The 25,457-nt window shown below is 63.5% G+C and carries 25 protein-coding genes; 13 read left to right on the top strand and 12 right to left on the bottom strand.

The genetic code is table 11. From position 1 onward, the window contains the following. The first annotated feature begins 8 nt into the window (after window positions 1-8). Window positions 9-767, top strand: a complete 759-nt coding sequence (locus tag LB538_RS25095; protein ID WP_224531027.1) for an NIPSNAP family protein — start codon at window positions 9-11, stop codon at window positions 765-767. Here the strand turns inward: LB538_RS25095 and LB538_RS25100 are convergent, their stop codons facing one another. Together LB538_RS25100 and choX are read right to left on the bottom strand one after the other, a co-directional pair. Continuing rightward, the gene (locus tag LB538_RS25100) at window positions 768-1,589 is read right to left on the bottom strand and encodes an alpha/beta fold hydrolase (RefSeq protein WP_224531025.1); all 822 of its coding nucleotides are present in this window, start codon (window positions 1,587-1,589) and stop codon (window positions 768-770) included. Between the two features lie 10 nt (window positions 1,590-1,599). Next, window positions 1,600-2,538: a choline ABC transporter substrate-binding protein gene (gene choX / locus LB538_RS25105; protein WP_224531023.1), complete on the bottom strand. Its 939-nt coding sequence runs from the start codon at window positions 2,536-2,538 to the stop codon at window positions 1,600-1,602. 83 nt (window positions 2,539-2,621) lie between these two features. On the opposite strand from choX, the gene betI reads away from it, so the two are divergent. Continuing rightward, the gene (betI, locus tag LB538_RS25110) at window positions 2,622-3,272 is read left to right on the top strand and encodes a choline-responsive transcriptional repressor BetI (RefSeq protein WP_224531021.1); all 651 of its coding nucleotides are present in this window, start codon (window positions 2,622-2,624) and stop codon (window positions 3,270-3,272) included. Between the two features lie 73 nt (window positions 3,273-3,345). Here the strand turns inward: betI and LB538_RS25115 are convergent, their stop codons facing one another. After that, window positions 3,346-4,317: a LysR family transcriptional regulator gene (locus LB538_RS25115; protein WP_224531019.1), complete on the bottom strand. Its 972-nt coding sequence runs from the start codon at window positions 4,315-4,317 to the stop codon at window positions 3,346-3,348. Window positions 4,318-4,422: 105 nt separating this feature from the next. Between LB538_RS25115 and LB538_RS25120 the strand changes: the two genes are divergently transcribed. The 4 genes from LB538_RS25120 to LB538_RS25135 all read left to right on the top strand — a co-directional run bounded on the left by LB538_RS25120 (window position 4,423) and on the right by LB538_RS25135 (window position 7,681). After that, complete coding sequence (locus LB538_RS25120) at window positions 4,423-4,905, top strand: cupin domain-containing protein (RefSeq protein WP_224531015.1); 483 nt, start codon at window positions 4,423-4,425, stop codon at window positions 4,903-4,905. 181 nt (window positions 4,906-5,086) lie between these two features. Next, window positions 5,087-6,484: a class II fumarate hydratase gene (gene fumC, locus LB538_RS25125; RefSeq protein ID WP_224531014.1), complete on the top strand. Its 1,398-nt coding sequence runs from the start codon at window positions 5,087-5,089 to the stop codon at window positions 6,482-6,484. 211 nt (window positions 6,485-6,695) lie between these two features. After that, window positions 6,696-7,118, top strand: a complete 423-nt coding sequence (locus tag LB538_RS25130) for a DoxX family protein (protein ID WP_224516145.1) — start codon at window positions 6,696-6,698, stop codon at window positions 7,116-7,118. 140 nt (window positions 7,119-7,258) lie between these two features. Beyond that, window positions 7,259-7,681 (top strand): DoxX family protein, encoded by a 423-nt coding sequence (locus tag LB538_RS25135; protein WP_224531012.1) that lies wholly within the window; start codon window positions 7,259-7,261, stop codon window positions 7,679-7,681. A gap of 24 nt (window positions 7,682-7,705) precedes the next feature. Here the strand turns inward: LB538_RS25135 and ppx are convergent, their stop codons facing one another. After that, window positions 7,706-9,241: an exopolyphosphatase gene (ppx, locus tag LB538_RS25140; protein WP_224531010.1), complete on the bottom strand. Its 1,536-nt coding sequence runs from the start codon at window positions 9,239-9,241 to the stop codon at window positions 7,706-7,708. After that, window positions 9,238-11,433, bottom strand: coding sequence for an RNA degradosome polyphosphate kinase (locus LB538_RS25145; protein ID WP_224531009.1), 2,196 nt, complete (start codon window positions 11,431-11,433; stop codon window positions 9,238-9,240). The genes ppx and LB538_RS25145 overlap by 4 nt, the downstream gene beginning before the upstream one ends. Before the next feature lie 251 nt (window positions 11,434-11,684). Between LB538_RS25145 and LB538_RS25150 the strand changes: the two genes are divergently transcribed. Together LB538_RS25150 and LB538_RS25155 are read left to right on the top strand one after the other, a co-directional pair. Further along, window positions 11,685-11,930: a zinc-finger domain-containing protein gene (locus LB538_RS25150; protein WP_224516141.1), complete on the top strand. Its 246-nt coding sequence runs from the start codon at window positions 11,685-11,687 to the stop codon at window positions 11,928-11,930. 15 nt (window positions 11,931-11,945) lie between these two features. Next, window positions 11,946-13,178, top strand: coding sequence for an FAD-dependent monooxygenase (locus tag LB538_RS25155; RefSeq protein WP_224531006.1), 1,233 nt, complete (start codon window positions 11,946-11,948; stop codon window positions 13,176-13,178). A 96-nt stretch (window positions 13,179-13,274) separates the two neighbouring features. Here LB538_RS25155 and LB538_RS25160 read toward each other — a convergent pair whose 3' ends face one another. The 5 genes from LB538_RS25160 to LB538_RS25180 form a co-directional block, all read right to left on the bottom strand. Then, a complete protein-coding gene (locus LB538_RS25160) occupies window positions 13,275-13,946 on the bottom strand; it encodes a TIGR02117 family protein (protein WP_224531004.1) in 672 nt (223 codons plus the stop codon). 172 nt (window positions 13,947-14,118) lie between these two features. Then, window positions 14,119-14,868: an amino acid ABC transporter ATP-binding protein gene (locus LB538_RS25165; RefSeq protein WP_036259985.1), complete on the bottom strand. Its 750-nt coding sequence runs from the start codon at window positions 14,866-14,868 to the stop codon at window positions 14,119-14,121. A gap of 68 nt (window positions 14,869-14,936) precedes the next feature. Further along, window positions 14,937-16,094 carry an amino acid ABC transporter permease gene (locus tag LB538_RS25170; RefSeq protein ID WP_224531003.1) on the bottom strand — a complete coding sequence of 386 codons (1,158 nt, stop codon included), beginning with the start codon at window positions 16,092-16,094 and terminating at the stop codon, window positions 14,937-14,939. 4 nt (window positions 16,095-16,098) lie between these two features. Then, a complete protein-coding gene (locus LB538_RS25175; RefSeq protein WP_224531000.1) occupies window positions 16,099-17,286 on the bottom strand; it encodes an amino acid ABC transporter permease in 1,188 nt (395 codons plus the stop codon). Between the two features lie 62 nt (window positions 17,287-17,348). Beyond that, complete coding sequence (locus LB538_RS25180) at window positions 17,349-18,377, bottom strand: amino acid ABC transporter substrate-binding protein (protein ID WP_140545460.1); 1,029 nt, start codon at window positions 18,375-18,377, stop codon at window positions 17,349-17,351. 463 nt (window positions 18,378-18,840) lie between these two features. Between LB538_RS25180 and LB538_RS25185 the strand changes: the two genes are divergently transcribed. The 5 genes from LB538_RS25185 (at window position 18,841) to LB538_RS25205 (ending at window position 23,270) form a co-directional block, all read left to right on the top strand. After that, window positions 18,841-20,013, top strand: a complete 1,173-nt coding sequence (locus LB538_RS25185) for a cystathionine beta-lyase (protein WP_224530997.1) — start codon at window positions 18,841-18,843, stop codon at window positions 20,011-20,013. A gap of 144 nt (window positions 20,014-20,157) precedes the next feature. Further along, window positions 20,158-20,856, top strand: a complete 699-nt coding sequence (locus LB538_RS25190) for an RNA polymerase sigma factor (protein WP_224530994.1) — start codon at window positions 20,158-20,160, stop codon at window positions 20,854-20,856. Window positions 20,857-20,949: 93 nt separating this feature from the next. Next, window positions 20,950-21,474, top strand: coding sequence for a DUF4142 domain-containing protein (locus LB538_RS25195; protein ID WP_224530992.1), 525 nt, complete (start codon window positions 20,950-20,952; stop codon window positions 21,472-21,474). An 86-nt stretch (window positions 21,475-21,560) separates the two neighbouring features. Next, window positions 21,561-21,857, top strand: coding sequence for a cupredoxin family copper-binding protein (locus LB538_RS25200; RefSeq protein ID WP_224531102.1), 297 nt, complete (start codon window positions 21,561-21,563; stop codon window positions 21,855-21,857). Between the two features lie 327 nt (window positions 21,858-22,184). Further along, the gene (locus LB538_RS25205) at window positions 22,185-23,270 is read left to right on the top strand and encodes an HPP family protein (protein WP_224530987.1); all 1,086 of its coding nucleotides are present in this window, start codon (window positions 22,185-22,187) and stop codon (window positions 23,268-23,270) included. A gap of 101 nt (window positions 23,271-23,371) precedes the next feature. Here the strand turns inward: LB538_RS25205 and LB538_RS25210 are convergent, their stop codons facing one another. Both LB538_RS25210 and LB538_RS25215 read right to left on the bottom strand, forming a co-directional pair. Then, complete coding sequence (locus LB538_RS25210; RefSeq protein WP_140840747.1) at window positions 23,372-24,595, bottom strand: anion transporter; 1,224 nt, start codon at window positions 24,593-24,595, stop codon at window positions 23,372-23,374. A gap of 675 nt (window positions 24,596-25,270) precedes the next feature. Further along, window positions 25,271-25,435, bottom strand: a complete 165-nt coding sequence (locus LB538_RS25215) for a DUF3309 family protein (RefSeq protein WP_095768421.1) — start codon at window positions 25,433-25,435, stop codon at window positions 25,271-25,273. Between the last annotated feature and the right edge of the window lie 22 nt (window positions 25,436-25,457).

A 25,457-nucleotide genomic window follows, 5' to 3' on the forward strand; every position in this document is an offset into this window, starting at 1 on the left:
TTCTGGCCATGAACCGACCTTCCCGCCTTGCCTCGCCCGTCGTCGAGCTTCGGCAATACACGTTGAAGCCCGGACAGCGCGAAACGCTGATCGCGCTGTTCGAGCGGGAGCTCGTCGAAACGCAGGAAGCGACGGGCATGACCGTCATCGGCCAGTTCCGCGATCTCGATCGCCCCGACATGTTCGTCTGGCTGCGCGGTTTTGAGGACATGGCAACGAGAAAGGACGCGCTGAGCGCCTTCTATGGCGGCCTGGTCTGGGCAGCGCATCGCGATGCCGCCAATGCGACGATGATCGATTCCGACGACGTGTTGCTGCTAAAACCGGCTTGGCGGGGCGCGGGGTTCGACCTGTCAGGGTTGCAGCGGCCGACAGCCACCGAGGCCGAAACCATGAGCAATGGGAGCCGGTTGCTCGGCTTTGTTGAGATTTCGATTCACCATTTGCGGCCAGGTGCCGAGGCCGGCTTTGCCGAACGCTTCCAGGCTGAGGCGGTTCCGCTGCTTGCGGCAAACGGCGCCTGGCTTCTCGGCGCCTTCGTCAGCGAGCATTCCGAAAACACATTTCCTCGGCTGCCCGTGCGGGCTGGCGAAAATGTCTTCATCGCCATTACCGGTTTCGACGATGGCGATGCCCACGCGGGCGATCAGGCCGCTCTCGCCGCTTCGCCGGAGTGGCAGGTGGTTCGCGAAACCCTGCAAGCTGTTTCGACGAAACCGACCGAGACGTTGCGCCTGACGCCCACGGCCCGGTCGCTGTTGCGATAGTCACGCTGCCGGCAACATGCCGGCTATTGCCTCGGCGACAAAGGCCGGATCTTCCCAATGCGGGTTGTGGCCGCAATCCTGTGCCCACACCAGGCGCGATCCGGCCAGCGCCCCTGCCATCGCCCGCTGATGCGCTTCGCCAAAAAGCGGATCGCGCCCGCCTGCGATGATCAGCGTCGGGGCCTGCACGGCGCGCGCCGCGGCGGTCAGATCGGTTCCACGGACTTCTTCGAGAATGGCGCGCCAGCGCGCTGCGGGAATCGCGGACGCGTCTTTCGCCAGGCCGGCGAGAAAAGCCCGCGGCACGCCCGGCCGGCAGGCATGCCACCAATCATAGAAGGGATCGACCGGCGAGATCGGATCGCGCAACGCCGCCACGCCTTCGATCAGCTGGTGATCCGATCCGAAATCGGGCTTCAGCGTGCTGGCCAGGATCACCATCCCACCGATCAGTTCCGGATATTGCGCGGCCAGCGCGATGGACACCATGCCGCCCAGCGAATGTCCGACGACGACCGGCCGGTCGAGCCGCAAGCGCCGGATCAGCCCCGCGATGTCCTCAGCGAAATCGACGACACTGCACCCCTCGCCCGCATTCGAGGCGCCGTGGCCACGCAGATCGGGCATGATCAGCCGGCGCCCGGAAAGATGCGGCGTCAGCAGAGAAAAACTGCGGCTGGTGTCGGTGAAGCCGTGAATCAGCAGCAGCGGCGGCTCCGCACCGGCGATCTCGACATAGGCAAGGTCGAGACCGCCGATATCGACGATCCGCTTGCGCCCGGCCCAAGACGCCTGCTCGACCTCCTGATCCGTCAGTTCCAAGGCTGACGGCTCACAGTCCGAGCTTTTCCTTGACCGCGGCAAGGCCGGGCTTGCCGTCAAAGGTGGTGACGCCGGCGAGCCACGCATCGAGCCGATCCTTGTGCAGGGTGATCGACTTCAGCGCCCCATCCTCCGGCTTCATGCCGTCATTGATGAGATAGCCCATACCGACATTTTCCATGTCGATGTCGAAGGCAAGGTTCTTCAGGAACTGCGCGACGTTGGGGCATTCCTCCAGGAAACCGTTGCGCACCTGGGTGGTCACGGTGGCGGCGCCGAAATTCGGGCCGAAGAACTTGTCGCCGCCGGTCAGGTACTTGAAGTCGTACATCGTGTTCATCGGGTGCGGCGCCCAACCCTGGAAGACGATGAACTGCTTCTCCTTGATCTCGTAGCCGACCTCCGAGAGCATGCCGGCTTCGCTCGACTCCACCACTTGCCAGCCATCCAGACCATATTGCGGATCGGCAATGGCATCCATCATGAGCTGATTGGATCCGGGCTCGATGCCGTACATCTTCTTGCCGAACTTGTCGGCGAATTTGTGCAGGTCCGACAGGTCCTTGACGCCGGCGTCCCAGACATAAGTCGGCACGGCGAAGGTGTATTTGGCGCCGACCAGGTTGACGCGCACATTCTCGATCGAACCGTCCTTCTTATAGGGCTCGTAGTAGGTGACCATCGCAGGATCCCAGTAGCCGAGGAACAGGTCGAGGTCTTTGTTCTTCATCCCTTCATAGATGACGTTGATGCCAAGCACCTCGCTTTGCGGCTCGTAGCCGAGCGCCTGGAGCAGCACCTTGGCCACACCGGTGGTGAAGGCGAGATCGTTCCAGCCGGGTTCGGCCATGCGAACTGCTTTGCAGCCTTCGGCTTCGGCGGCGCCGGCCGCCTGGGAAGCCGCCATTAGCGCCGCGACCCAGACGCCTCTCGCAAGCATGCGCAACATTCCGGTTCTCCTCTTTCAATCCTTTTTGACCTTGTGGTCATTTTATTGTCCCCTTGGTCAATCATTGATCTGGACGGGCGAAAATGTCAACGTGGATTCGCCATGCATGGATCGGTCCGGTGAAACTCACGCGTCTCAGCGACATTCGCCGCAAGGAACTGCGGCAGGCGGCCTTCGCAGTGCTGGAGCGCGAAGGCATCGCCGGCGCGACGCTGGAAAAGGTCGCGGCCCAGGCCGGCGCCTCGAAGGGCATCGTGCTGCATTATTTCCGCAACAAGCAGGAGCTGTTCGAGCACGCCATGCGCGAGGCCAATGCCGTGCTCTGTCGCGCCGTCGTCGCCCGGCTTCAGCGGGCGCGAACGCCGATGGAACGGCTGGACGCCGTGATCGAAGGCAATTTCGAGGAGCATTTGTTCCTGCCGCCGCTTTGCCATGCCTGGCTGTCGCTCTGCGCCGAGGTGCCGCGCGATGAGAAACTGGCGCGCATCCAGAAGGTCATCCACGCGCGCATGCGCTCGAACCTCTTGTCCGGCCTGCGCGGCCTCGCTGCGCCCGAACTGGCCGAAGAGATCGTGCTCGGCGTCACCGCTTTGATCGACGGACTGTGGCTCAGGCTTGGCCTGCAGCCGGGCAGCGTCACGCGCGAGCAGGCCGTGCGCCAGGTCAAGGATTTCGTCGCGGGCCGGCTGGGCCCGCGCCAGCCCTCGCCGGTCGGGTTAGCCTCAGCCGGATAAGGTTCATACCGGCGATCGCTCCCGCGCTTGACCGTCTGCGTTGCTCAGCGCTGCACTCCCGCTCCAACGGCAGCTATACCCCCGGGAGAGCACTTGCGGTGCCGTCCCAGTCCTTCAAGCCGAGCGTTCCCACCTCATCGAGTATCTGCTCGCGGATCCAGCGATGCGGTGGCTCATCATCGCGGCGGGCGTGCCAGTACATTCTGACCGCCGGCGATGGTATCGGGATCGGCGCCCGATAGATGCCGATCGGCAGGGATTTTGCCGCCGCTACAGCGAACTGCGTTGGAACCGCAGCCAGATAAGGCCCGTTCGCCACGGCCAGCGCGACGGCCTGGAAGTGCGGCAAAGCAAGCATGACGCGACGCGCCCGGCCCATCCTGCCCAGCGCATCGTCGGTGAAGCCCGACATTGATCCATCGATGGAGCGCAGCGCATGCGGCAGCGCGCAGAAGAGGTCGAGTGGCACCTCTTCGCCCTCGGCGATGCCGGCCTGGCCGAGCGCCGCATTGTCCTTCGCCGCGACAATGGCGAAGGGCGAGCCGAACAGCGCCACGCTTGAGACCCACTCCGCGACCTCCAGCGGGCGCTCCAGCGCAAGGTCGATCCGATCGTCCTGCAACAGCTTCGAGACGTCGCCGATGGCGCTGTCGAGGAAACGGAACGATACGCCGGGCGCCACCGCCGCAATGCGCGCGGCGAAGGGCGGCATAAGCAGCATTGAGAAGAAATCCGCGCCCATGAAGGTGAAGGTCCGTTCCAGCCTTGCCGGATCGAAATCGGTCGCCGGCTGAAAGGCGCGCTCGATCTCGCGCAGCGCTGCACGCACCGGCTCCGCCAGGCTTTCGGCGCGAGGCGTCGGCACCATGTCGTTGCCGCGGCGCACGAAGAGCTGGTCGTTGAGCGCATGGCGCAGGCGGTTGAGCGCGGCGCTCACAGCCGGCTGGCTGAGGCCGATCTGCTCGCCGGCGCGCGTCACGCTCTTCTCGCGCAGCAGCGCATCGAGCACCCTCACCAGATTGAGGTCGAGCGCGTTCAAATTCATCGCATCAATCCGCCCCATACGATCATTCGATTTCCATCACCGGCTCGTCCTTGCTTAGGTCGCCGTCGAAGCCGCTTTGTCGGCACTCAACAAGGGAGAGCAATGATGACAATGATCAACACGACGATCGCAGGCAAGGAACTCCTCTGGTTCAACAACACGCTCGTTGCCATCCAGGTTTCGTCGGCCGACGGCGAGGACGGCATCTGCATCATCGAGCACCGCCAGCCCTACGGCGATTCCGCGCCGCTGCACGTGCACCGCAATGAGGACGAGGTGTTTCATATCCTCGAAGGCCGGATACGCTTTGTCGTCGACGGCCGCGAGCGGCTTGCCGGCGCCGGCGAAACGGTGCTCGCTCCGAAAGGCCTGCCGCACACTTACAAGGTCGAGTCTCTCGAAGGCGCCCATACGCTCACCGTCACGCGCGGTTCGGATTTCGAGACGATGGTGCGCAAGGCTAGTCGCCCTGCGGAGCGAGCCGAACTGCCGCCGGCGGCAGCGCCGACGCCGGAGATGATTGAGGTGTTGACGAGCCTGTGCGCCGAGAACGGCATCGATATTGTCGGGCCGCCGCTGAAGCGCTGATCTCCCGCCGGGCATCTCCCCATAAGAAGGGGGAGATTGGCCCTCACCGCCGTCTCGCCCAGAGCGAGAGGAAGAGGCCCTCTCTTCAACCGATTTGCATCTTCCCCGACCGCAATCTCCGCTTGAAGCGGTTTGTGCAACGCGATACGCCCTTGCCCAAATCGACAGACGGAGACTTGCCGTGAGCGCTGAAAAGACCAGAACCGAAACCGATACGTTCGGCCCCATAGAGGTCGCGGCCGACCGCTATTGGGGCGCGCAGGCGCAGCGTTCTCTGGGCAATTTCAAGATCGGCTGGGAGAAGCAACCGGCTTCGATCGTGCGTGCGCTCGGCATCGTCAAGCGCGCCGCCGCCGAAGTGAACATGGAGATGAAGCGGCTCGACCCGGCCATCGGCAAGGCGATCGTGGAAGCAGCTCAGGAAGTGATCGACGGCAAGCTCGACGAGCAATTTCCGCTGGTGGTCTGGCAGACGGGCTCGGGCACGCAGTCCAACATGAATGCCAACGAGGTGATCTCCAACCGGGCGATCGAGATGCTCGGCGGCGTCATGGGCTCGAAGAAGCCGGTGCATCCGAACGACCACGTCAATATGAGCCAGTCGTCCAACGACACCTATCCGACGGCCATGCACATCGCCTGCGCCGAGCGGGTCGCGCACCACTTGATCCCAGCACTGCACCATTTGCACAAGGCGCTCGGCGCCAAGGCCCGCGCCTTCAACCATATCATCAAGATCGGCCGCACCCATACCCAGGACGCCACGCCGCTGACCCTCGGCCAGGAATTTTCCGGCTATGCCGCGCAGGTCGCCTCCTCGATCAAGCGCATCGAGCTCACGCTGCCCGGTTTGCAGGAACTGGCCCAGGGCGGCACCGCCGTCGGCACAGGGCTCAACGCGCCGGTCGGCTTCGCGGAAAAGGTGGCGGACCGTATCGCCGCCATCACCGGCATCGCCTTCGTCACTGCCCCGAACAAGTTCGAGGCGTTGGCGGCGCATGATTCCATGGTGTTCTCGCATGGTGCCATCAACGCTGCGGCCGCGGCGCTGTTCAAGATCGCCAACGACATCCGCCTGCTCGGCTCCGGCCCGCGGTCGGGCCTCGGCGAGCTCTCGCTGCCGGAAAACGAGCCGGGCTCCTCGATCATGCCGGGCAAGGTCAACCCGACCCAGTGCGAGGCGCTGACGCAGGTCTGCGTGCAGGTGTTCGGCAACAATGCAGCACTTGCCTTCGCCGGCAGCCAGGGCCATTTCGAGCTCAACGTCTACAACCCGCTGATGGCTTACAATTTTCTGCAGTCGGTGCAGCTGCTGGCCGATGCTTCCGTCTCCTTCACCGACAATTGCGTGGTCGGCATCGAGGCGCGCGAGGACAACATCAAGGCCGCGCTCGAGCGCTCGCTGATGCTGGTGACGGCGCTGGCGCCGACCATCGGCTACGACAACGCCGCCAAGATCGCCAAGACCGCGCACAAGAACGGCACGACCTTGCGCGAGGAGGCCTTGGCCACCGGGCTGGTCAGCGAAGCCGATTACGATCGGCTGGTGCGGCCGGAGGACATGACGCATCCGGGCTGACGATTGCATCTCTTCTTAGGAAGAAGCGGACGAGCCATTTTGCAGTGGGAGAATTTGCTCCCACTGCCGATTCTCGCGACATGAATTTCGCGCCCGCCGGGGCAATGTAAGAATGAAGATTCTGTGAACAATGTGTCGCCACATAGGCGGCTTCTGGTGAACAGTCTCTATCGTTTATCTGACGGGCCATTCAACCGTTCGGAGAACCGCCATGTCCATCAACTCTTCCGTCGCCGGCAACGGCGCAACATCCAGCAGCTCCACGACGATCCTGTTGGGTCGCGTCCTGCTTGCCGTCATCTTCCTGCTTTCCGGCTTCGGCAAGCTCACAGCGATTTCCGGCACCGCCGGCTATTTCGGCGCTCTCGGCCTGCCGGTGCCGACCGTAACGGCCGTCGTTGTTGGGCTGATCGAGCTGCTTGGCGGCCTTGCCATTCTCGTCGGCTTCCAGACCCGGATCGCTGCCTGGGTGCTCGCCATTTTCACGATCGCCACTGGGCTGGTCGCTCACACCGGCTGGGCCGACCAGATGCAGATGATCCAGTTCCTCAAGAACCTCGCCATCACCGGCGGCTTCATCCTGCTCGCCTCCTCCGGCGCCGGCGCCTATTCGATCGACGCCAAGCGCGGCTGATCTTTTTCCTCCCATACTGAAGCAATCCTCCCAAACTGAAACGAAAGCGGTGCGGAATTTTCCGCATCGCTTTTTCGTTTTCCGGTTGTAGGCGTAGACTGCGCCGGCAGCCGGCCTGATGCCGGCAAGGGAGATGACCAATGCCCCGCAACGCATTGCTTCTCGTCTCGCGGCTCCTGCTCGCCGCGTTGTTCGTGCCCTCCGGTTTTCAGGCGCTCACCAACATCGCCGGCACGACCAGCTATTTCGCAGGCCTCGGCCTGCCGCTTCCGACTCTTGCAGCCTGGGGCACCGGCCTGTTCGAGCTGATCGCCGGATTGCTGATCCTGGTCGGCTTCCAGACGCGGATCGTGGCGCTGCTGCTTGCCGCCTTCTCGATCGCCGCCGGCTTCATCGGTCACTACGGCCAGGGCGCCGACGATGCGACCCTCGCCTTCCTGCACCAGCAGATGCTGATGAAGGACATCGCCGTTGCCGGCGGCTTCCTGGCGCTCGCCATGGCTGGCGCCGGCGCATGGTCGGCTGACGGGCACGGTTTCGGCCTCGGTGCCCAAGTGACCTGAGCCGGCCCTATTTCACTGACATGCCTATTTCACCGACACACTTGGTCCGCCCTCGACCGCCAGCACCAGACGCCGGTTGGTGATGCGCGCGAGCTGCGCCAGCCGGCCGGCAGGACGCTCGCCATAGAGGTCGGCGAGCGAGGCCGGCAGTACCAGCGCGAGCGCTCCGTTGCCGCGGCTCTCCCATTTCAGCCTCGGCATGACGCCCGGCATTGCCGCTGTGAGGAGATAGACCACACGCATCATCGCCGCCAGCACGCGGGCGCGTTCCAGAAGGCGCGGCGGCGCCAGCGCTTTGATCTCGGGAGCGATGCCGTCGTTGAAGATGCCGTCATGGCGATAGGCGTTGGCCAGGGCCAGATAGGCGCGGCCCGGATGGTCGACGCCGATAAAGGAGGCATGCGCGATGATATTGAGCGACTGCCGGCCGCGATATTCCGGATGCGCGCGCCAGCCGATATCGGCAAGCAGGCAGGCGGCATGGCGGTAGCGTGCCTCGTCTTCCGTCTCATCAATGCCGAAGGCCTTGAACGCCTTGCCGGTCCATTCGACCAGGTCGTGCGCGTGATGCACCGAGCGCGAGCGCAATAGCGCCAGTTCCTCGGCGGCCGAGATCAGCGGGTCGGCCTTCTGCTCGGCGGCGTCGAGCAGCGAGTAGAGGAAACCCTCGCGCACGCCCTGCGCCGAGACGACGATCTTCGACGGCTGCATGGCCGACATGATCTCCTGTAGCACGACGGCGCCGTAGGGTAAGAGCGAGCGGCGGTTCTTGGAAACGCCCTCGATGCCCCTCACCTTCTCGACCTCGCTGCGGGCGACCTGCTTGAGGAAAGTCTGCGCGCTGTCGGCCGATATCTCGTAGTGATGCATGACGCCGAGCGGGTAGTTGTTCATCTCCATATGCAGCCGGGCAAGATTTCGCCAGGTGCCGCCGACGGCGTAGAAAACCCTGCCCTGCCCGCCCTTCAGAAGCTTCGCCCGCGCCAGTTCCTGGCGCGCGATCTTTTGGGCCTGCACGAGCGAGTTCCTGGCCATGTCCTGCAGGCGCAGGCCGCCGAGCGGCAACGTGATGCCGTCGCCCATCGCTTCGCCATTGATGTCGATCAGCTCAAGGCTGCCGCCGCCAAGATCGCCGGCGATGCCGTTGGCCGGATGGAACCCGGAAATGACGCCGAGCGCCGAATAATAGGCCTCCTGACGGCCGGTGAGGACGCGGATCTCGGTCTTCAGCACCTCCTCGGCACGGTGGATGAAATCGGGGCCGTTGCCCGCCTCGCGCGCGGCGGCTGTCGCCAGCACATAGATGTGCTCGGCACCCGCCTGGTCCGAGAGGGCGCGGAACCGGCGGAATTCCTCCATCGAGCGCGTCACCGCCTCGGGATCGAGCTTGCCGGTCGAAACGATGCCGCGGCCGAGGCCGGCCAGCATCTTCTCGTTGAACAGAAGCGTGGGTGAGCGCGCCAACCCCTCATAGACGACAAGGCGGATCGAGTTCGATCCGATGTCGATGATCGACAGCGGCCGCCGGTCCTGAAGCCGGCCCTGGGAAACTGCAATCACGCGGCGGCGTTCTTCTTGCGGCGCTTGAACTGGGCAATGCGCTTGGGCGCATGCGATTTCAGCGCGTCACCCCGCCCGGAGAGGCTCGGATTGGTCATGAAATATTCCTGCGCGTTGAACGGCTCCTCGCCCTCCTCCAGCACAACGCGCCGGGAGGTGCCGTCAGCCAATACGTCGAAACTTTGCTGGTTGTCCATGATGTTGCCCAGCATGATCTGGCCAAGCACCTGTTCATGCACAGTTGGATTGGTGATCGGCACCAGGGTCTCGACGCGGCGGTCGAGATTGCGCGGCATCATGTCGGCCGACGAGATGTAGACGACCGCCTCGTCCGAGGGCAGGCCGTGGCCGTTGCCGAAGCAGAAGATGCGGCTGTGCTCGAGGAAGCGGCCGACGATCGATTTCACCCTTATGTTCTCGGAAAGACCCGGCACCTGCGGCCTCAGGCAGCAGATGCCGCGCACGACGAGGTCGACCTCGACGCCGGCGCGGCTGGCGTCGTAAAGCGCGTCGATGATGGTCGGATCGACCAGCGCATTCATCTTCATCCAGATGCGCGCCGGTCGGCCGTCGCGGGCATGGACGATCTCGTCCGAGATGTGTTTCAGGATGCGCTTGCGCAGCGTGAAGGGCGATACGGCAAGGCGCATCTCCTCGGCGGGCTCGGCATAGCCGGTGATGAAATTGAAGAGCTGCGCGACATCGCGCGCGATCGTCGGGTCTGTCGTGAAGAAGGACAGGTCGGTGTAGATACGGGCGGTAACCGGGTGGTAGTTGCCGGTGCCGAGATGCACGTAGTTGCGCAGCCGGCCATCCTCGCGGCGCACGATCAAAGACATCTTGGCGTGGGTCTTCAACTCCAGGAAGCCGAACACGACCTGGACGCCGGCGCGTTCGAGGTCGCGCGCCCAGCGGATGTTGGCTTCCTCGTCGAAGCGGGCCTTGAGCTCGACAAGTGCGGTGACCGACTTGCCGGCCTCGGCGGCGTCGATCAGCGCGCGCACGATCGGGCTGTCGTTAGAGGTGCGGTAGAGCGTCTGCTTGATCGCCACCACTTCCGGGTCGGCGGCGGCCTGGCGCAGGAACTGCACCACCACGTCGAAGGACTCGTAGGGGTGATGGACGACGATGTCCTTCTCGCGAATGGCGGCGAAGCAGTCGCCGCCATGCTCGCGGATGCGCTCGGGAAAGCGCGGATTGTAGGGTGTGAATTTGAGGTCGTCGCGGGGGATGGCGACAATCTCGGATATCTGGTTGAGCGCCAGCGGACCAGTGAGCACGCTGATGCGGCTCGACGACACGCCGAGCTCGCCGGCGACGAAGTCCCGCAACGCGGCCGGCATCAGCGTGTCGAATTCGATGCGGATCACCGAGCCGCGGCGGCGCCGCTTCAGCGCCGTTTCGAACAGGCGCACCAGGTCCTCCGACTCTTCCTCGACCTCGATGTCGCTGTCGCGGATGATGCGGAACGTGCCGGACCCCTTGACCTCGTAGCCGGGGAAAAGCTTGCCGATATAGATGCCGACCACTTCCTCCAGCGGAATGAAGCGGACATGGTGCTTGCGGTCGGGCAGGCGGATGAAACGCCTGAGCGCCACCGGCAGGCGCAGCAGCGCGCTCATCTCCTCGCCATTCTTGCGATGGCGCAATTGCAGGGCGATGGAAAAGCCGAGATTGGGGATGAACGGAAACGGATGCGCCGGGTCGATCGACAGCGGCGTCAGCACCGGGAAAACCTGTTCCTGGAAATGTTCCTCCAGCCAGGCCTTCTCATCCTTGGTCAGCGCGTCGCGGGTGATGCTCTCGATGCCTTCCTTGTTGAGCAGCGTCATCAGCGCCGAGAGGCTCTTCTGCTGGTCTTCCTGAAGGCGCTCGACCTCCCGCAGCAACTGCTCGAGCTGCTGTTCGGGCGTGCGGCCGTCCGGGCTCTTCAGCGCGATGCCCTCGCGGACCTGGCCGGCAAGGCCGGCGACGCGGACCATGAAGAACTCGTCGAGATTGGCGGCAGAAATCGACAGGAAGCGGACGCGTTCAAGCAGCGGATGATGCTCGTTCAGCGATTCCTCCAGCACGCGGCGGTTGAATTGCAGCCAGGAGAATTCGCGGTTGACGAAACGATCGGGATTGCCGCCGTCGGGGCTTGCGGCCTCGACGGTGATGAACTCGCTCTGCACAGGCTTCAGTTCGTTCATGGTTTCCCGCTCTTGCCCGCAACCGTCCTTGGGAGCGCCGCATATTGCCGTTCGGCGACGCTCTAACATGTCTTTGTGACGCATGATCGTCACGGAATCGCTCCGACGCCGGCCTCACGCGCTTAACCGGCTCAACTTATCCTCTGCCAGGCTTTTGCGACAGTTTGATTTCATCGATCTTGCAAACTGGGCTGTTATGCTCCAGATGCAGGCTGGTCACACCCACTGGCCGAACCCAATTGGAGACGACGATGGCAGGCGGCAGCATTCCCCATTTCCAGAACGACGCGGGCCATCCGGTCATCGAGATCGGCGTCAAGGAATTCATGTGCACCGGCGCCAACCCACCCTTCGACCATCCGCATGTGTTCCTCGACATGGGCGACGACGATGAGAAGGTCTGCCCCTACTGCTCGACGCTCTACCGCTATTCGCCATCGCTGAAAGCGACGGAAACGCAGCCGGCCGGCTGCCTCTATGTCGATCAGGCCGCCTGATCGCCCCTTTCGACCATGACTGAAACACCGTCCCGGCAGATCGTTATCGCCGGGGCTGGTCTTGCCGGGCTGACGGCGGCGCTTGCGTTTGCCGAGCGTGGCTTCCCGGTAAGACTGTTCGAGCAGGCCAGGCAACTCGAAGCGGCCGGCGCCGGCCTCCAGCTTTCCCCCAACGCAACCCGCATCCTGCGCCGGCTCGGCGTGCTCGATCGCCTGCTGCCCAATGCGATCCGGCCGCAAGCGGTAGTGCTGAAGGATGCAAGAAGCCTGCGGGAGCTGGCGCGCGTGCCGCTTGGTGAAGCGGCAGAAAAGCGCTGGGGCGCGCCTTATCTCGTGGCGCACCGCGCCGACCTGCAGGCGGCGCTGATGGCGGCGGTGGCGCTGCGGCCGGACATCGAGCTTATCACCGGCGCGCGCGTTACCGGCATTGCCATCGACCCGCAAAGCGTGACCGCGACGGTCGAAATCGACGACAAAGCGACGGATGTCGCGTGCGGTTTGCTGGTCGCTGCTGACGGCGTCTGGTCGTCGGTTCGCGCCCAGCTTGCCCGGACGACCGGCTTTGCGGCAAGCCGCTTTTCGGGCGAACTCGCCTGGCGCGCGACGGTCCCGGCGGAAAGCGCCGCCGGCCAGGCTTTTATGCAAATCGGAGCCACCGACAGCGTCACCACTTTCCTGCATCCCGGCTTCCACATGGTCGCCTATCCGGTGAGCAAGGGTAGCGCCGTCAACCTTGCCGCCTTCACCAAGGGCGAGCGCATTGCCGAAGGCTGGTCCGGCCATGCCGACCCTGCGATCCTCTCAGGCGCCATCCGGGGCACCGCGACGGGGCTGTCGAGGCTGGTGGCGCTCGCCGGCCCCTGGACGGCGTTCCCCATCCACACGGTCGAGCAGCGCCGTTGGACGATGCCGGAAGGCATCGCGCTGATCGGGGACGCCGCGCATGCCATGACGCCCTTCGCGGCCCAGGGCGCGGCGATGGGGATCGAGGATGCTGCGATGCTCGCCAATCTGGTCGCCGATTTTCCGGGCGATCCGAAGCAGGGCCTAACTACCTGGGAGAATCTCAGACGGCCGCGTGTCGAAAGAGTGTTGAAACGCGGCGCGCTCAATCGGCTGGCCTGGCACGCCTGGGGGCCGGTGGCGATCGCGCGCAACCTGGTGCTGGCGACGAGGCCGCCTGAGAAGCTCACGGCGGACCTGGACTGGCTCTATGGGTGGGAGGAGCGGGAGGTTGTGCGGCGGTAGCGCGCTCCACGGCCTGACATGCTCGCGGCGCAGCGCTCCTCTGTCCTGCAGGACAGAGGGAGGGCGCGAAGGAATGAGGCGCTCGCAAAAGCGCTGCTAATTATACAAGCTCAGCGACCAACCCAACGAGACCGGCAGAGGGTTCCACCATCCTGTGCGAAGGCCTGCAACGCGCAGTCCCGCGCCCGTCCACGTATTACAGCCAACCAGCGCGTTGAAATGGCCGTTTGCCTCGTAGAAACGGTCGAAAGTTGAATAGCCCGCATTTTCAATCGCCATCGGCCCGCCCGCCTCTCCCTGCCGGAAGCTTGCCGCGATATAGTCGAGCAGCGCCGAGAAATGTTCCTCATCGATGTCAAAACCGGCGACATCCGGATGCGGCTCAAGAATAGCCCCCGCAGCATCGACATGCATCACCGAGGCGTCGAGCGTAAGCGCCTTCAGCACCGGCATGGTCTTCAATTGCGACCAGGTCGGCGTCTCCAGATAGAAGGCGCGGCCGCCCCGGCCGAAGACGATGTAGCGCGCCCCCGGAGCCTCGATCGGCAGGCCGGTATCGGCGAGAAAGGCAAAGCGCCGGCGCACGCTGTCGTCGAGGGGCACGGCGATGTCGGTGTGGATCGGGTTCTTCAACACCAATATATGCCGCGTCCCCTCGCCTTCCGCCCGTGCCGCCGGCCAGAACGGACGCGGCACCAGCGTGCCGAGCGCGGCGGCAAGCACCGCCGCTCCCAACAGCATCACCATATATCGCAGGACTCGTCTCATCGGGTGCGGTCGTTCCGTCTCGTCTGCGTCAACCCGAGGATAACCTGGACGATCAGGCTAGACGATTTCGCAGCGTCAACCAAAAATGAGCCGATCCTTGTCCGATCGCCCGAATGCAAAAAAAGCCCGGCTGTTTCCAGCCGGGCTTCCGAAAATTTAGCGTTGCGCCCGCTCAGTGCAGGATCTGCGACAGGAAAAGCTTTGTGCGTTCATGGCGCGGATGGTCGAAGAATTCGGCCGGCGTGTTCTGCTCGACGATCTGGCCCTGATCCATGAAGATCACGCGGTTGGCCACCTTGCGGGCAAAGCCCATCTCGTGGGTGACGCAAAGCATGGTCATGCCCTCTTCCGCCAGCCCCACCATCGTCTCCAGCACTTCCTTGATCATTTCCGGGTCGAGCGCCGAGGTCGGCTCGTCGAACAGCATGATGCGCGGGTTCATGCACAGCGAGCGTGCGATCGCCACGCGCTGCTGCTGCCCCCCGGAGAGCTGGCCCGGATATTTGTTGGCCTGTTCCGGGATCTTGACGCGCGTAAGGAAATGCATGGCGATTTCCTCGGCCTGCTTCTTCGGCATCTTGCGCACCCAGATCGGCGCCAGCGTGCAGTTCTCCAGGATGGTCAGATGCGGGAACAGGTTGAAATGCTGGAACACCATGCCGACCTCGCGGCGCACCTCGTCGATCTTCTTCAGATCGTTGGTGAGTTCCTTCCCGTCGACGATGATCTTGCCCTTCTGGTGCTCTTCCAGCCGGTTGATGCAGCGGATCATGGTCGACTTGCCGGAGCCGGACGGGCCGCAGATGACGATGCGCTCGCCACGCATCACCTTGAGGTTGATGTCCTTCAGCACATGGAACTCGCCATACCATTTGTGCATGCCGACGATGTCGATGGCGACATCGGTGGTGGAGATGTGCATCTTGGCGGCGTTGACCTTGATTTCTTCCGCGCTGACGGCGTTTTCGGTGGCCATAACCTGTTCCCTTTTTATCGTTTATAACCGGTGTCGAGCCGGCGTTCGGTGTACATTGAATAGCGCGACATGCCGAAGCAGAACAGCCAGAAAACGAAGGCGGCAAAGATCAGGCCGGACCTCGCGGTCTGCGGGGTCGCCCAGTTTGCATCGGCGAAATTCTGCTTCACCACGCCGAGCAGGTCGAACATCGAGATGATCAGGACCAGGCTGGTGTCCTTGAACATGCCGATGAAGGTGTTGACGATGCCCGGAATGACCAGCTTCAGCGCCTGCGGCAGCACGATCAGGCTCATCTTCTGCCAATAGCCGAGGCCGAGCGAATCGGCGCCCTCATACTGGCCCTTCGGGATCGCCTGCAAGCCGCCGCGAATCACTTCGGCCATATAGGCGGCGGCAAACAGCGACACACCGATCAACGCACGCAGATACTTGTCGAAGGTAACGCCCGCGGGCAGGAACAGCGGCAGCATGACGCTGGCGAAGAATAGCACCGTGATCAGCGGAATGCCGCGCACCGTCTCGATGAAGACGATACAAAGCCATTTGATGATCGACATCTTCGAACGGCGCCCGAGCGCCAGCACGATGCCCAAAGGCAGCGACACCGCAATGCCGACGAAGGAGAGGCTGAGCGTCACGAGGAGCCCGCCCCAGCGCGAGGTCTCGACAACCGGCAGGCCGAACACGCCGCCAAGCAGCAGGAAGAAGGCGACGATCGGCAGCGCTACGAACAACAGCACCGCATTCAATCCCTTGCGCGGCACGCGCGGGATCAGCATCGGCACCAACAGCGCCACGAACAGGATGGCGACCAGGATCGGCCGCCAGCGCTCCTCGATCGGATAGGTGCCGAACATGAACTGGCCGAACTTGGCGTTGACGAAAGCCCAGCAGGCACCGGTCCAGCCGTCGGGCTGGATGCCGCCTTGCGTGACGGTGGTGCAGACGGTGCGATCCGGCCCGGTCCACTGGGCATTGAGGAAGGCCCAGCTGACGACCTGCGGCAGGATCCAAAGCACGATGGCGATGCCGAGGATTGTGAGGACGGTGTCGCCGACCGAACCGATCAGGTTCTTGCGCACCCAGGCATAGGCGCCGCGTTCGGTAGGCGGGGCCGGCTGGGCAAGCGCCATCTCGGTGCGCACCCAGGACATGTCATGTTCCTGCATGGCCCTACCTCTCCACCAGCGCCATTCTGGCATTGACGATATTCATGACAAAGGACGTCACCAGGCTCAGCACCAGATAGGCGATCATCATGATGAAAACGCCCTCCACCGCCTGCCCGGTCTGATTGAGCACCGTGCCGGCGGTGGCGGTAAGGTCCGGATAGCCGATAGCGATCGCCAGCGAGGAGTTCTTGGTCAGGTTGAGATACTGGCTGGTGAGCGGCGGGATGACTATGCGCATCGCCTGCGGGATGACCACCAGCCGCAGGATCGGACCGGAGCGGAGGCCGAGCGCCGCCGCCGCTTCGCTCTGCCCTTTGTTGACGCCCCTGATGCCGGCGCGCACGATCTCGGCGATGAAGGCCGCCGTGTAGAAGGAGAGCGCCAGCAAGAGCGACAGGAATTCCGGTTTGACCCAGAAGCCACCGGTCAGATTGAAGGTCGACTGCTTCGGAAAATCGAAGGTGAGCGGCATGCCGCCGAGCAGGAAGGCCAGCACCGGCAGGCCGATGATTAGCGCGACCGATGTCCAGAAGACCGGAAATTGCTGGCCGGTCGCCTTCTGCCGCTGTCGCGCTCTGTGGGCGACGAACCAGGCCATTGCAATCGCGAGCAGCAGTGCGACGCCGATCAGCCAGGAGCCATCGCCCCAAACGGCGCGCGGAAAATAGAAGCCGCGCTGGTTGAGGAACGAGCCGAAAGGCAGGTGGATGCTCTCGCGCGGCGGGGGCAGCACGGCCAGCACGCCGGAATACCAGAAGAAGATGACCAGCAGCGGTGGGATGTTGCGGAAGATCTCGACATAGACCGTGCAGATCTTGCGGATCAGCCAGTTCTGCGACAGGCGGCCGATGCCGATGGCGAAGCCCACGATGGTCGCAAGCACGATGCCGGCGGCGGCGACAATGATCGTGTTGAGCAAACCGACGACCAGCGCGCGGAAATAGGTCGAATCGGACGTATAGGCGATCGGCGTGTCGGAAATGTCGAAGCCGGCCCTGCTCCTGAGAAAACCGAAGCCCGACGCGATGTGCAGACGCTGGAGGTTTTCGATGACGTTGTGGACGATCCACCAGATCGAACTGAACAGCAGGATCACGACCAGCGTCTGAAAGAACAGGCTGCGAATTCTAGGGTCATTGATGAAGGAGCCGCGACTCGGCTCCTCGCGAAGGATTTCCTGCGAAGCCATGGACCGTCCTCTGGAAAGAGAAACCGGGAGACAGACGACCTGCCTCCCGGATCACGTTTCAATCAGCGGATCGGCGGACCGTATTGCAGGCCGCCTTTGGTCCACAGCGCGTTGATGCCGCGCGCGATCTTGAGCGGGCTGCCCGAGCCGACATTGCGCTCAAACATTTCGCCGTAGTTGCCGACAGCCTTGACGATGTTGACGACAAAGTCGTTGGAGAGGCCGAGATCGGCGCCATATTTGCCGTCCGGTTCAGTGCCGAGAAGGCGCTGGATGTTCGGGTCGGTCGACGTCTTCATCTCATCGACATTGGCCTGCGTGATGCCGGCTTCCTCGGCGTTGAGCAGCGCGAAATACGTCCAGCGCGCGATATGCGCCCACTGGTCATCGCCCTGGCGCACGGCCGGGCCGAGCGGCTCCTTGGAGATGATCTCGGGCAGCACGACATGGTCGGCCGGCGAGGAGAGCGTCAGACGGATACCATAAAGGCCGGACTGGTCGGTGGTGTAAGCATCGCAGCGGCCGGCGTCATAGGCGGCGTTGACCTCTTCGAGCTTCTCGAACACGACGGGGTTGTACTCCATCTTGTTCTTCTTGAAGTAGTCGGCGAGGTTGAGCTCGGTGGTGGTGCCGCTCTGCACGCACACGGCGGCGCCCGAAAGCTGCAGCGCGGAGTTCACGCCGGGCAGCTTCTTGGCGTTGATCATGAAGCCTTGGCCGTCATAGTAGGTGATGCCGACAAAATCGAGGCCGAGCGCGCTGTCGCGGTTGCTGGTCCAGGTGGTGTTGCGCGACAGGATGTCGATCTCGCCCGATTGCAAGGCGGTGAAACGCTCCTTGGCGCTTAACGGCGTGAACTTCACTTTGGAGCCGTCACCGAAGACAGCGGCCGCAACGGCGCGACAGAAGTCCGCGTCGATGCCCTTCCAGTCGCCCTTGTCGTCCGGCGCCGAGAAGCCGGCGAGGCCGGTCGAGACGCCGCACTGGATAAAGCCCTTCTGCTTCACGGTATCGAGCGTGCCGGCCGAGGCGGCAGACGCCATGAACCCGAGCGCGGCGACGCCAAGAATGCCGATTGCAATGTGTTTCATGACCCACAGACCCTTTTCTGTTACAGGCGCCCCTATCGCCAGGCGACGCTTGATCTTTTTTCGTTTGTGAATGCAGCTCCCACTCCAAGGCCCACTCCCGGGACCCGCATCGGTTGCGATGCGCTGCCTCCCATTCACGAAACGCATCGAAGGCGATTATTCCTGTGAGGTCAAGGGAAATGACCGATTCCTCAGAGGTTTGAAAGCAATTGCCGCAAATGCCAGAATTGCGGACAAGAGCACATGAAACCGGCAGGCGATGCGAACAAATCAGTCAAGTCGCGGCGTCGCGAATCCGTGCCCCTGCGGCAGAATCCGCTGCGGCAATAGCGTTCTTTACTGGGCTTGAGCGCCTTTGGATTGGCCCAGCGGAAGACCGGCTTTTGGCAGGCCCGACGCGGTTGCGCCGGCTTTGCCGCCGCTTTATGGCTGATCCCTGACATCATTCGACAGGCGACGAACCATGGCTAGAGACGTCATCGAAATGGGCATCAACACGCTGCTTGCCCATTCCGGCAACAACCCGCGTGACTATTTCGGCTTCGTCAACCCGCCGGTCGTGCATGCCTCGACGGTGCTTTATCCCGACGCCGCTTCGATGGCCGGGCGCAGCCAGAAATACACTTACGGCACCCGCGGCACCCCGACGATGGACGCGCTGACGCTCGCCGTCGATGCGCTGGAAGGCTCGGCCGGCACGATCGCCGTGCCCTCCGGGCTGGCGGCGGTGACGGTGCCGCTGCTCACCTTCCTTGCCGCGGGCGATCACCTGTTGATCGTCGACAGCGTCTACCACCCGACGCGCCACTTCGCCGACACGATGCTGAAGCGGCTCGGCGTCGAGATCGAATATTACGAGCCGCGCATCGGCGCCGGCATCGCTTCGCTGATCAAGCCAAACACAAAGGTGGTGTTCACCGAATCGCCGGCATCGAACACCTATGAGGTGCAGGACATCCCGGCGATCTCCAAGGCTGCACATGCGGCGAACGCCATCGTGATGATGGACAACACCTGGGCGACGCCGCTCTATTTCAAGCCGCTCGACCATGGCGTCGACATCTCGATCCATGCGGCGACGAAATATCCGGCCGGTCATTCCGACGTGCTGCTCGGCCTGGTTTCGGCCAACCACGCCTGCTGGACAAAGCTTTATGATGGGTTTTGCGCGTTGGGCTGCTGTTCCGGTCCCGACGATATCTACCAAGTGCTGCGCGGCCTGCGCACGATGGGCGTGCGCCTCGAGCATCACCGCAAGAGCGCGCTCGACATCGCGCGCTGGCTGGAGGAGCAGCCTGGCATCGCGCAGGTGCTGCATCCGGCGCTGGAAAGCCATCCCGACCATGCGCTCTGGAAGCGCGATTTCTGCGGCTCGAGCGGAGTCTTCTCAATCGTGCTCAACGGCGGCGGCCAGAAGGCCCAGCACGCCTTTCTCGATGCCCTCAAGATCTTCGGCCTCGGTTATTCCTGGGGCGGCTATGAAAGCCTCGCCGTTCCGGTTTTCCTTGGCGACCGCATGCTTGCCAAAGGTTCGTATGCCGGCCCGCTGATCCGGCTGCAGGTCGGGCTCGAGGATGTCGAAGATCTCAAGGCCGACATTCTGCGCGGGCTCGCGGCGGCCGCCGCAGCCGGATGACAGGCTGATCGGCACGGAATCCGCACCGGCGGCAGACAAGCCCCGGTCGAAGCGGTAGCATGGGGCCGTGCAACCAGCTCGGGAACCTTTTATCGGCAGGCGCATCCAACCCTGGATGCAACATCTGTCGGGAGATCGGGCGCGATGATAAAGCCCGCCATCGAAACCGCTGAGGTCGGTACGGCCGAAGCCGGCGACATGGCATTGGTTCGCCGGGCGCTTGCGCGCGATCCGAATGCGTTCCGTGCCATCATCAAGACGTACAACCAGCGACTCTACCGCATCGCGCGCGGCGTGGTGCGCAACGACGCGGAGGCCGAGGACATCGTGCAGGAGGCCTATTTGCGCGCCTTCGCCAGTCTGAGCAGTTTTCGCGGCGAGGCTTCGCTCTCCACCTGGCTGTCGCGCATCGTCATCAACGAAGCGCTCGGCCGGCTGCGCAAGCGCAAGCGCGTCGCGGCCATGCATGAGAACCCGGAGGCGCAGATCATCCGGTTTCCTTTGAATCCAACCGACTTGAACCCAGGCGACGATCCGGAGCGGACGATGGCGCAGCGGCAGATTCTGAGGCTTGTCGAACGGGCGACCGACAGCCTTCCCGATGTCTATCGCACCGTCTTCGTCGCCCGCATCATCGAGGGCCTGAGCATCGAGGAAACCGCCGATTTTCTCGGCGTGAGGCCCGAGACGGTGAAGACCAGGCTGCACCGGGCGCGAACGCTGGTGCGAAAGGCACTGGACGACGAGATCGGTCCGGTGCTGCTCGACGCCTTCCCCTTTGCAGGCCGGCGTTGCGAGCGGCTGACGCAGGCGGTGATGAAAAGGCTGGATTTCGAGGTCTAACTTTCCTGGGAACGTTTTGACGCGTCCGGCATCCAATCTACCGTCAACCTCAAATGAAGCCCGAGGCCAGCGCCGTCGGGCGAAGGAGATGCCATGTTCATGCGATCAACCGCCGCCCTCGCCGCTCTTTTCTTCGTGAGCACGGCGCCGCTGGCGCTAGCCGCCGAAAAGCCCACCGATCCGCAGATCGCCCACATTGCCTATACGGCCGGCACGCTCGACATCGAAGCGGCCAAACTGGCGATCAAGAAGTCCAAGAACAAGGAGGTCGTCGACTTCGCCAAAGACATGGAGCGCGACCACGAGGCGGTGAACAAGCAGGCGCTCGAGCTCGTGAAGAAGCTGAAGGTCACGCCCGAGGACAACGACACCAGCAAGGCCCTGACCAAGGCTGCGAAGGAAGAGGACGCCAAGCTGGCGAAGCTCAAGGGTGCTGCCTTCGACAAGGCCTATATCGAGAACGAAGTGGCCTATCATAAGCAGGTCAACGGCGCGCTCGAAACCTTGCTCATCCCCTCGGCCAGCAATGCTGAGCTGAAGAGCCTGCTGGAGACCGGCCTCAAGGTTTTCCAGGGGCATCAGCAACATGCCGAACACGTCGCCGGCATGTTGAAATGAGGCTGCTATTGCTTTGTTCTGAGGCAATTCCTGACGGAAGGCTACGGCGAAGTCGCTGCGCCCAACCGTTTCACACTTTTCCAGGAATTGCTTTGCTCACTCTGGCGCTGGCGCTCATCGCATCGCCGGCGTTCGCGGCGACGATCGAGATAACGATCGACAAGCTGGTCTTCTCGCCCGCAAACATTCAGGCCAAGGTCGGCGATACGATCGAGTGGACGAACAAGGACGTGATCGCCCACACCGCGACGGTGAAAGGCGGCTGGGACGTGATGATCCCGGCAAAGTCGAAGGGCAAGGTTACGCTGAAGGCGGCGGGAACAGCAGACTATTTCTGCCGCTTCCATCCCAACATGAAGGGCCATGTCGAGGTGGCGCCCTAGCTATCCGAGAGCGAGGCGCGCGCAGCGCCTCGCTTGACCTTGCAGCAATCCTCCCATGCCGAAAGCAGCCTCAGCGCCGCGCGCCGCACTCGCACACTTTCGCCTAGGCCAGGACATTCGGGCGAATTGCCGAACCGACTCTGCAAACCGTCGTAAAGGCTTGGCGCGATTGAGAAAGCCGAGGCCGCTGGCGGCACGTCCTGCGCGGATCGCTGTGCAATAATATTCCCTTCAGCGGCGAATCTACGGATTGGTTTGGCTTTCAAATCCGCGGCTTCAGCGGCATTGCGGGCAACGCAATTCCACCTCTTCGATCCAGGGCCTGCCATGGCGTTTCGCCTTTTCGTTCCGATCCTTGCTGGCGCGACGCTTCGCGAACGGCTGCTTGCCTGCATCGGCGCTACCATCGGTATCGCGCTCACCGGCATGATCAGCGGGCTCGCCATGGGTAGCGGCCCGCTTGTGGCGATGCTGGTGGCGCCAATGGGCGCTTCGGCGGTGCTGCTCTTTGCCGTTCCCTCGAGCCCGCTGGCGCAGCCCTGGTCGATCATCGGCGGCAACACGATTTCGGCGCTGGTTGGCGTGACGGTGGCGCATTTTGTGCATGACACGGTGATCGCCTCCGGCCTAGCGGTGGCGCTGGCGATCGCCGCCATGTCGTTCACGCGCTCATTGCATCCGCCGGGCGGCGCAGCGGCGCTTACCGGCGTGCTCGGCGGGCCGGCTGTCGCCGCCGCGGGCTTCCTGTTTCCCTTCGTGCCGGTAGCACTCAACTCGATCATCCTGGTTGCGCTCGGCTTCCTTTTCCACAAGCTGTCGCGGCGCAACTATCCCCATGTGCACGTGCCCACCGCCCGCGGCCACGGCACCGCCGACCGGCCGCCGGCCGAGCGCGTCGGCTTCCGGCCCGAGGATGTCGACGCCGCCCTCTCGGCGCTCGACGAGACCTTCGACATCGACCGTGACGACCTGGAGCGCCTGCTGCGCCAGGTCGAGTTGCAGGCCATGGTGCGCTCGCAGCGTACGCTGCTTTGCAAAGACATCATGTCGCGCGATGTGATCTCCGTGGCGGAAAAGGCCTCGGCCGACGACGCGCGCAAACAGCTGATCGACCACAATATCCGCACCTTGCCGGTGATCGACGCGGACGGTCGGCTCTCCGGCGCGGTCGGCCTGCGCGAGCTGACAAGGGCGACCGACACGGTCAAAGGGGTGATGTCTAAGGCCGGCACCGCCTCTCCCGACACCCCGGCGATGAGCCTGCTACCGGTGCTGACCGACGGGCGAAGCCATGCGGTGGTGATCGTCGATGCCGAGCGGCGCATCCTCGGCCTGATCACCCAGACCGACCTGCTCGCGGCCGCCGCACGCCTGCAGCAGGCAGACAGGGCGCCGTTGAAAGCGGTGGCCTAGGCAAGGCCCTCGCCCGGCAAGCCGGCTGCCACGTCGAGACGCTGCCGCCGGTTCATGTCGCCGCGGCGCTCTCGCCCAGGCGGTCCGAAGGGACAGCGTCTTCAGGCCCAGGCCAGCCAGGCGGTGCCGGCAAGAAGCGTCACCAGCGTCAGCGGCAGGCCGACCTTAAAAAAAGCCGAGAAGGAAAGCTCCTTGCCGGCAGCTTTTGCCTGCTCGGCGACGATCAGATTGGCAACCGAGCCGAGCAGCGTGAAATTGCCGGCAAGCGTTGAGCTCATCGCCACGACCAGCCAGGCGCGCGCCGGGTTTTCCAGCCCGGGGACAAAGGGCCGGAGCGCCAGCACCGCCGGCACATTGCTCATGATGTTGGAAAGCACCGCGGTGAAGCCGGAGAGGCGCCAGACATCGTCGAGTCCGATGTTCTTGGCCCAGGCGATCATGTCGGGCGTGAGCAAGGTGCGCTCGGCACCCGCCACCACCACGAACAAGCCGGCGAACATGAAGAGCAGCGGTCCGTCGATCTCGCGGTAAATGCGCCGCGGCTTGATTGCCCGCGTGACCAGCAGGAAGGCGCCAGCAATGAGCGCCGCCTTCGCGACGGGAACGCCGGCGAAGAAGGCGAGCGCCAGCAACACGCACACGATGGTGGCCTTCAGGACCTGCCCGGGCAGCATGCGGCCGCGATAGACTTCCGGGCTGAGCTCGGCAGGGCGGGAGAATTCGGCCCGGTAGACGATGCGCACGATGACGATGACGCAGAGCAGGCCGAACAGCGCCACCGGCGCGAGCGCCAGCGTGAAAGCCGGATAGGAAATGCCGGACAGCGCACCGATCACCATGTTCTGCGGGTTGCCTGTGATGGTGGCGACGCTGCCGCAGTTCGAGGCCGTGCAGGTAGCGATGAGGTAAGGCACCGGGTTGCGGTTGATGACTCGTGTGACGTGCACGACGATCGGCGCCATCACCAGGCAGATCGCGTCATTGACCAGGAAGGCCGAGAGCGCGCCGGTCAGCAGCGTCACCATTACCAAAAGCATGAAGGGCGCGTGGGCATGCTCGATGGCAAAGCCGCCGAGCGCCCGAAACGCGCCCGAGACCTTCAGATGCGCCACGACGATCATCATGCCGAGCAGCAAGGTTATGGTGTCGAAATTGATGGCTCTGTAGGCATCCTCGATGCCGATCGCGCCGATTGCGATCATGGCGGCGCCGCCCAGCAACGCGATGCCGGCGCGGTCGAGCCGCAGGCCCGGAATACGGCCGACGGCGACGCCGGCATAGGTGAGCACGAGGATGAAAAGCGCGCCCGCGCCGGTCCATGTCATTGCAAGAAGGTTCCCTTTGCGTGCCCTGATCCGTCGACGCATCGGGCTGCACCACATTTAACAACGCCAGCGCAAAGGGAAAGCGCACAAGCGCGTGAAAGCCTTATGTCGCTTTCACGCCTTTCACATTCATAAACCCTAATGTAAAGAATAGTGAATTAACATATGTGACCGATAATCCAGGCGTTGGGGACTAAACGGATGAACACGGTCGTTGAAGCGGAACATGGCGTCCCGCCACGGGAGGAACTGATGCGTCCGCAGGAATGCTCCCGCTGTCACGGGGCCAAGAAGGTTTTCGTTTGCGCGCGCTGGCTGAGCTCGAACGGCCATTGCTGCCCAGAGGGCACGCACCGGCTGAATTGTCCGGGACACAGTATCGTGTGCCTCGAATGCAGTGGGCGCGAGGGCTAGCGGGATTCGCGGATCTGCCGCCGGTCGACCGCAACGCCGCCGAATCCTGTTCTGTGGCAGCAATGATTAGCTGACTGCGATGCGCCCTGCGACGGCAAATGCTTCCGCTCCTTGCCGTCGTCGCGCTGATCGCCGCCTAGCCCGCCAAAACTAGCCGAAACGCAGATCGGGAACCGTAACGCCAGCCGCGAAGCAATCGCCTAGTGGCGAAGCTGAGGGACGCGCTGGCGACACTCTGAGGCCTGGTCACATCGTGGGCCGTCAGATACGGCCGAGCAACACCAGGATGATCACGATGACTAGGACGAGTCCGAGGCCGCCGCCTCCATAATAGCCGGTGCCGTAGAAAGGCCCTCCGCCTAAGCCGCTGAAGCCGCCAAGCAGGGCAAGAATGAGAATGATGATAAGAATCGTGCCGAGGCCCATGGTTTCTTCCTCTCTGACAGTG

It is taken from the genome of Mesorhizobium sp. Ca11, from assembly GCF_020165275.1.
In the GTDB taxonomy this organism is placed as follows: domain Bacteria; phylum Pseudomonadota; class Alphaproteobacteria; order Rhizobiales; family Rhizobiaceae; genus Mesorhizobium.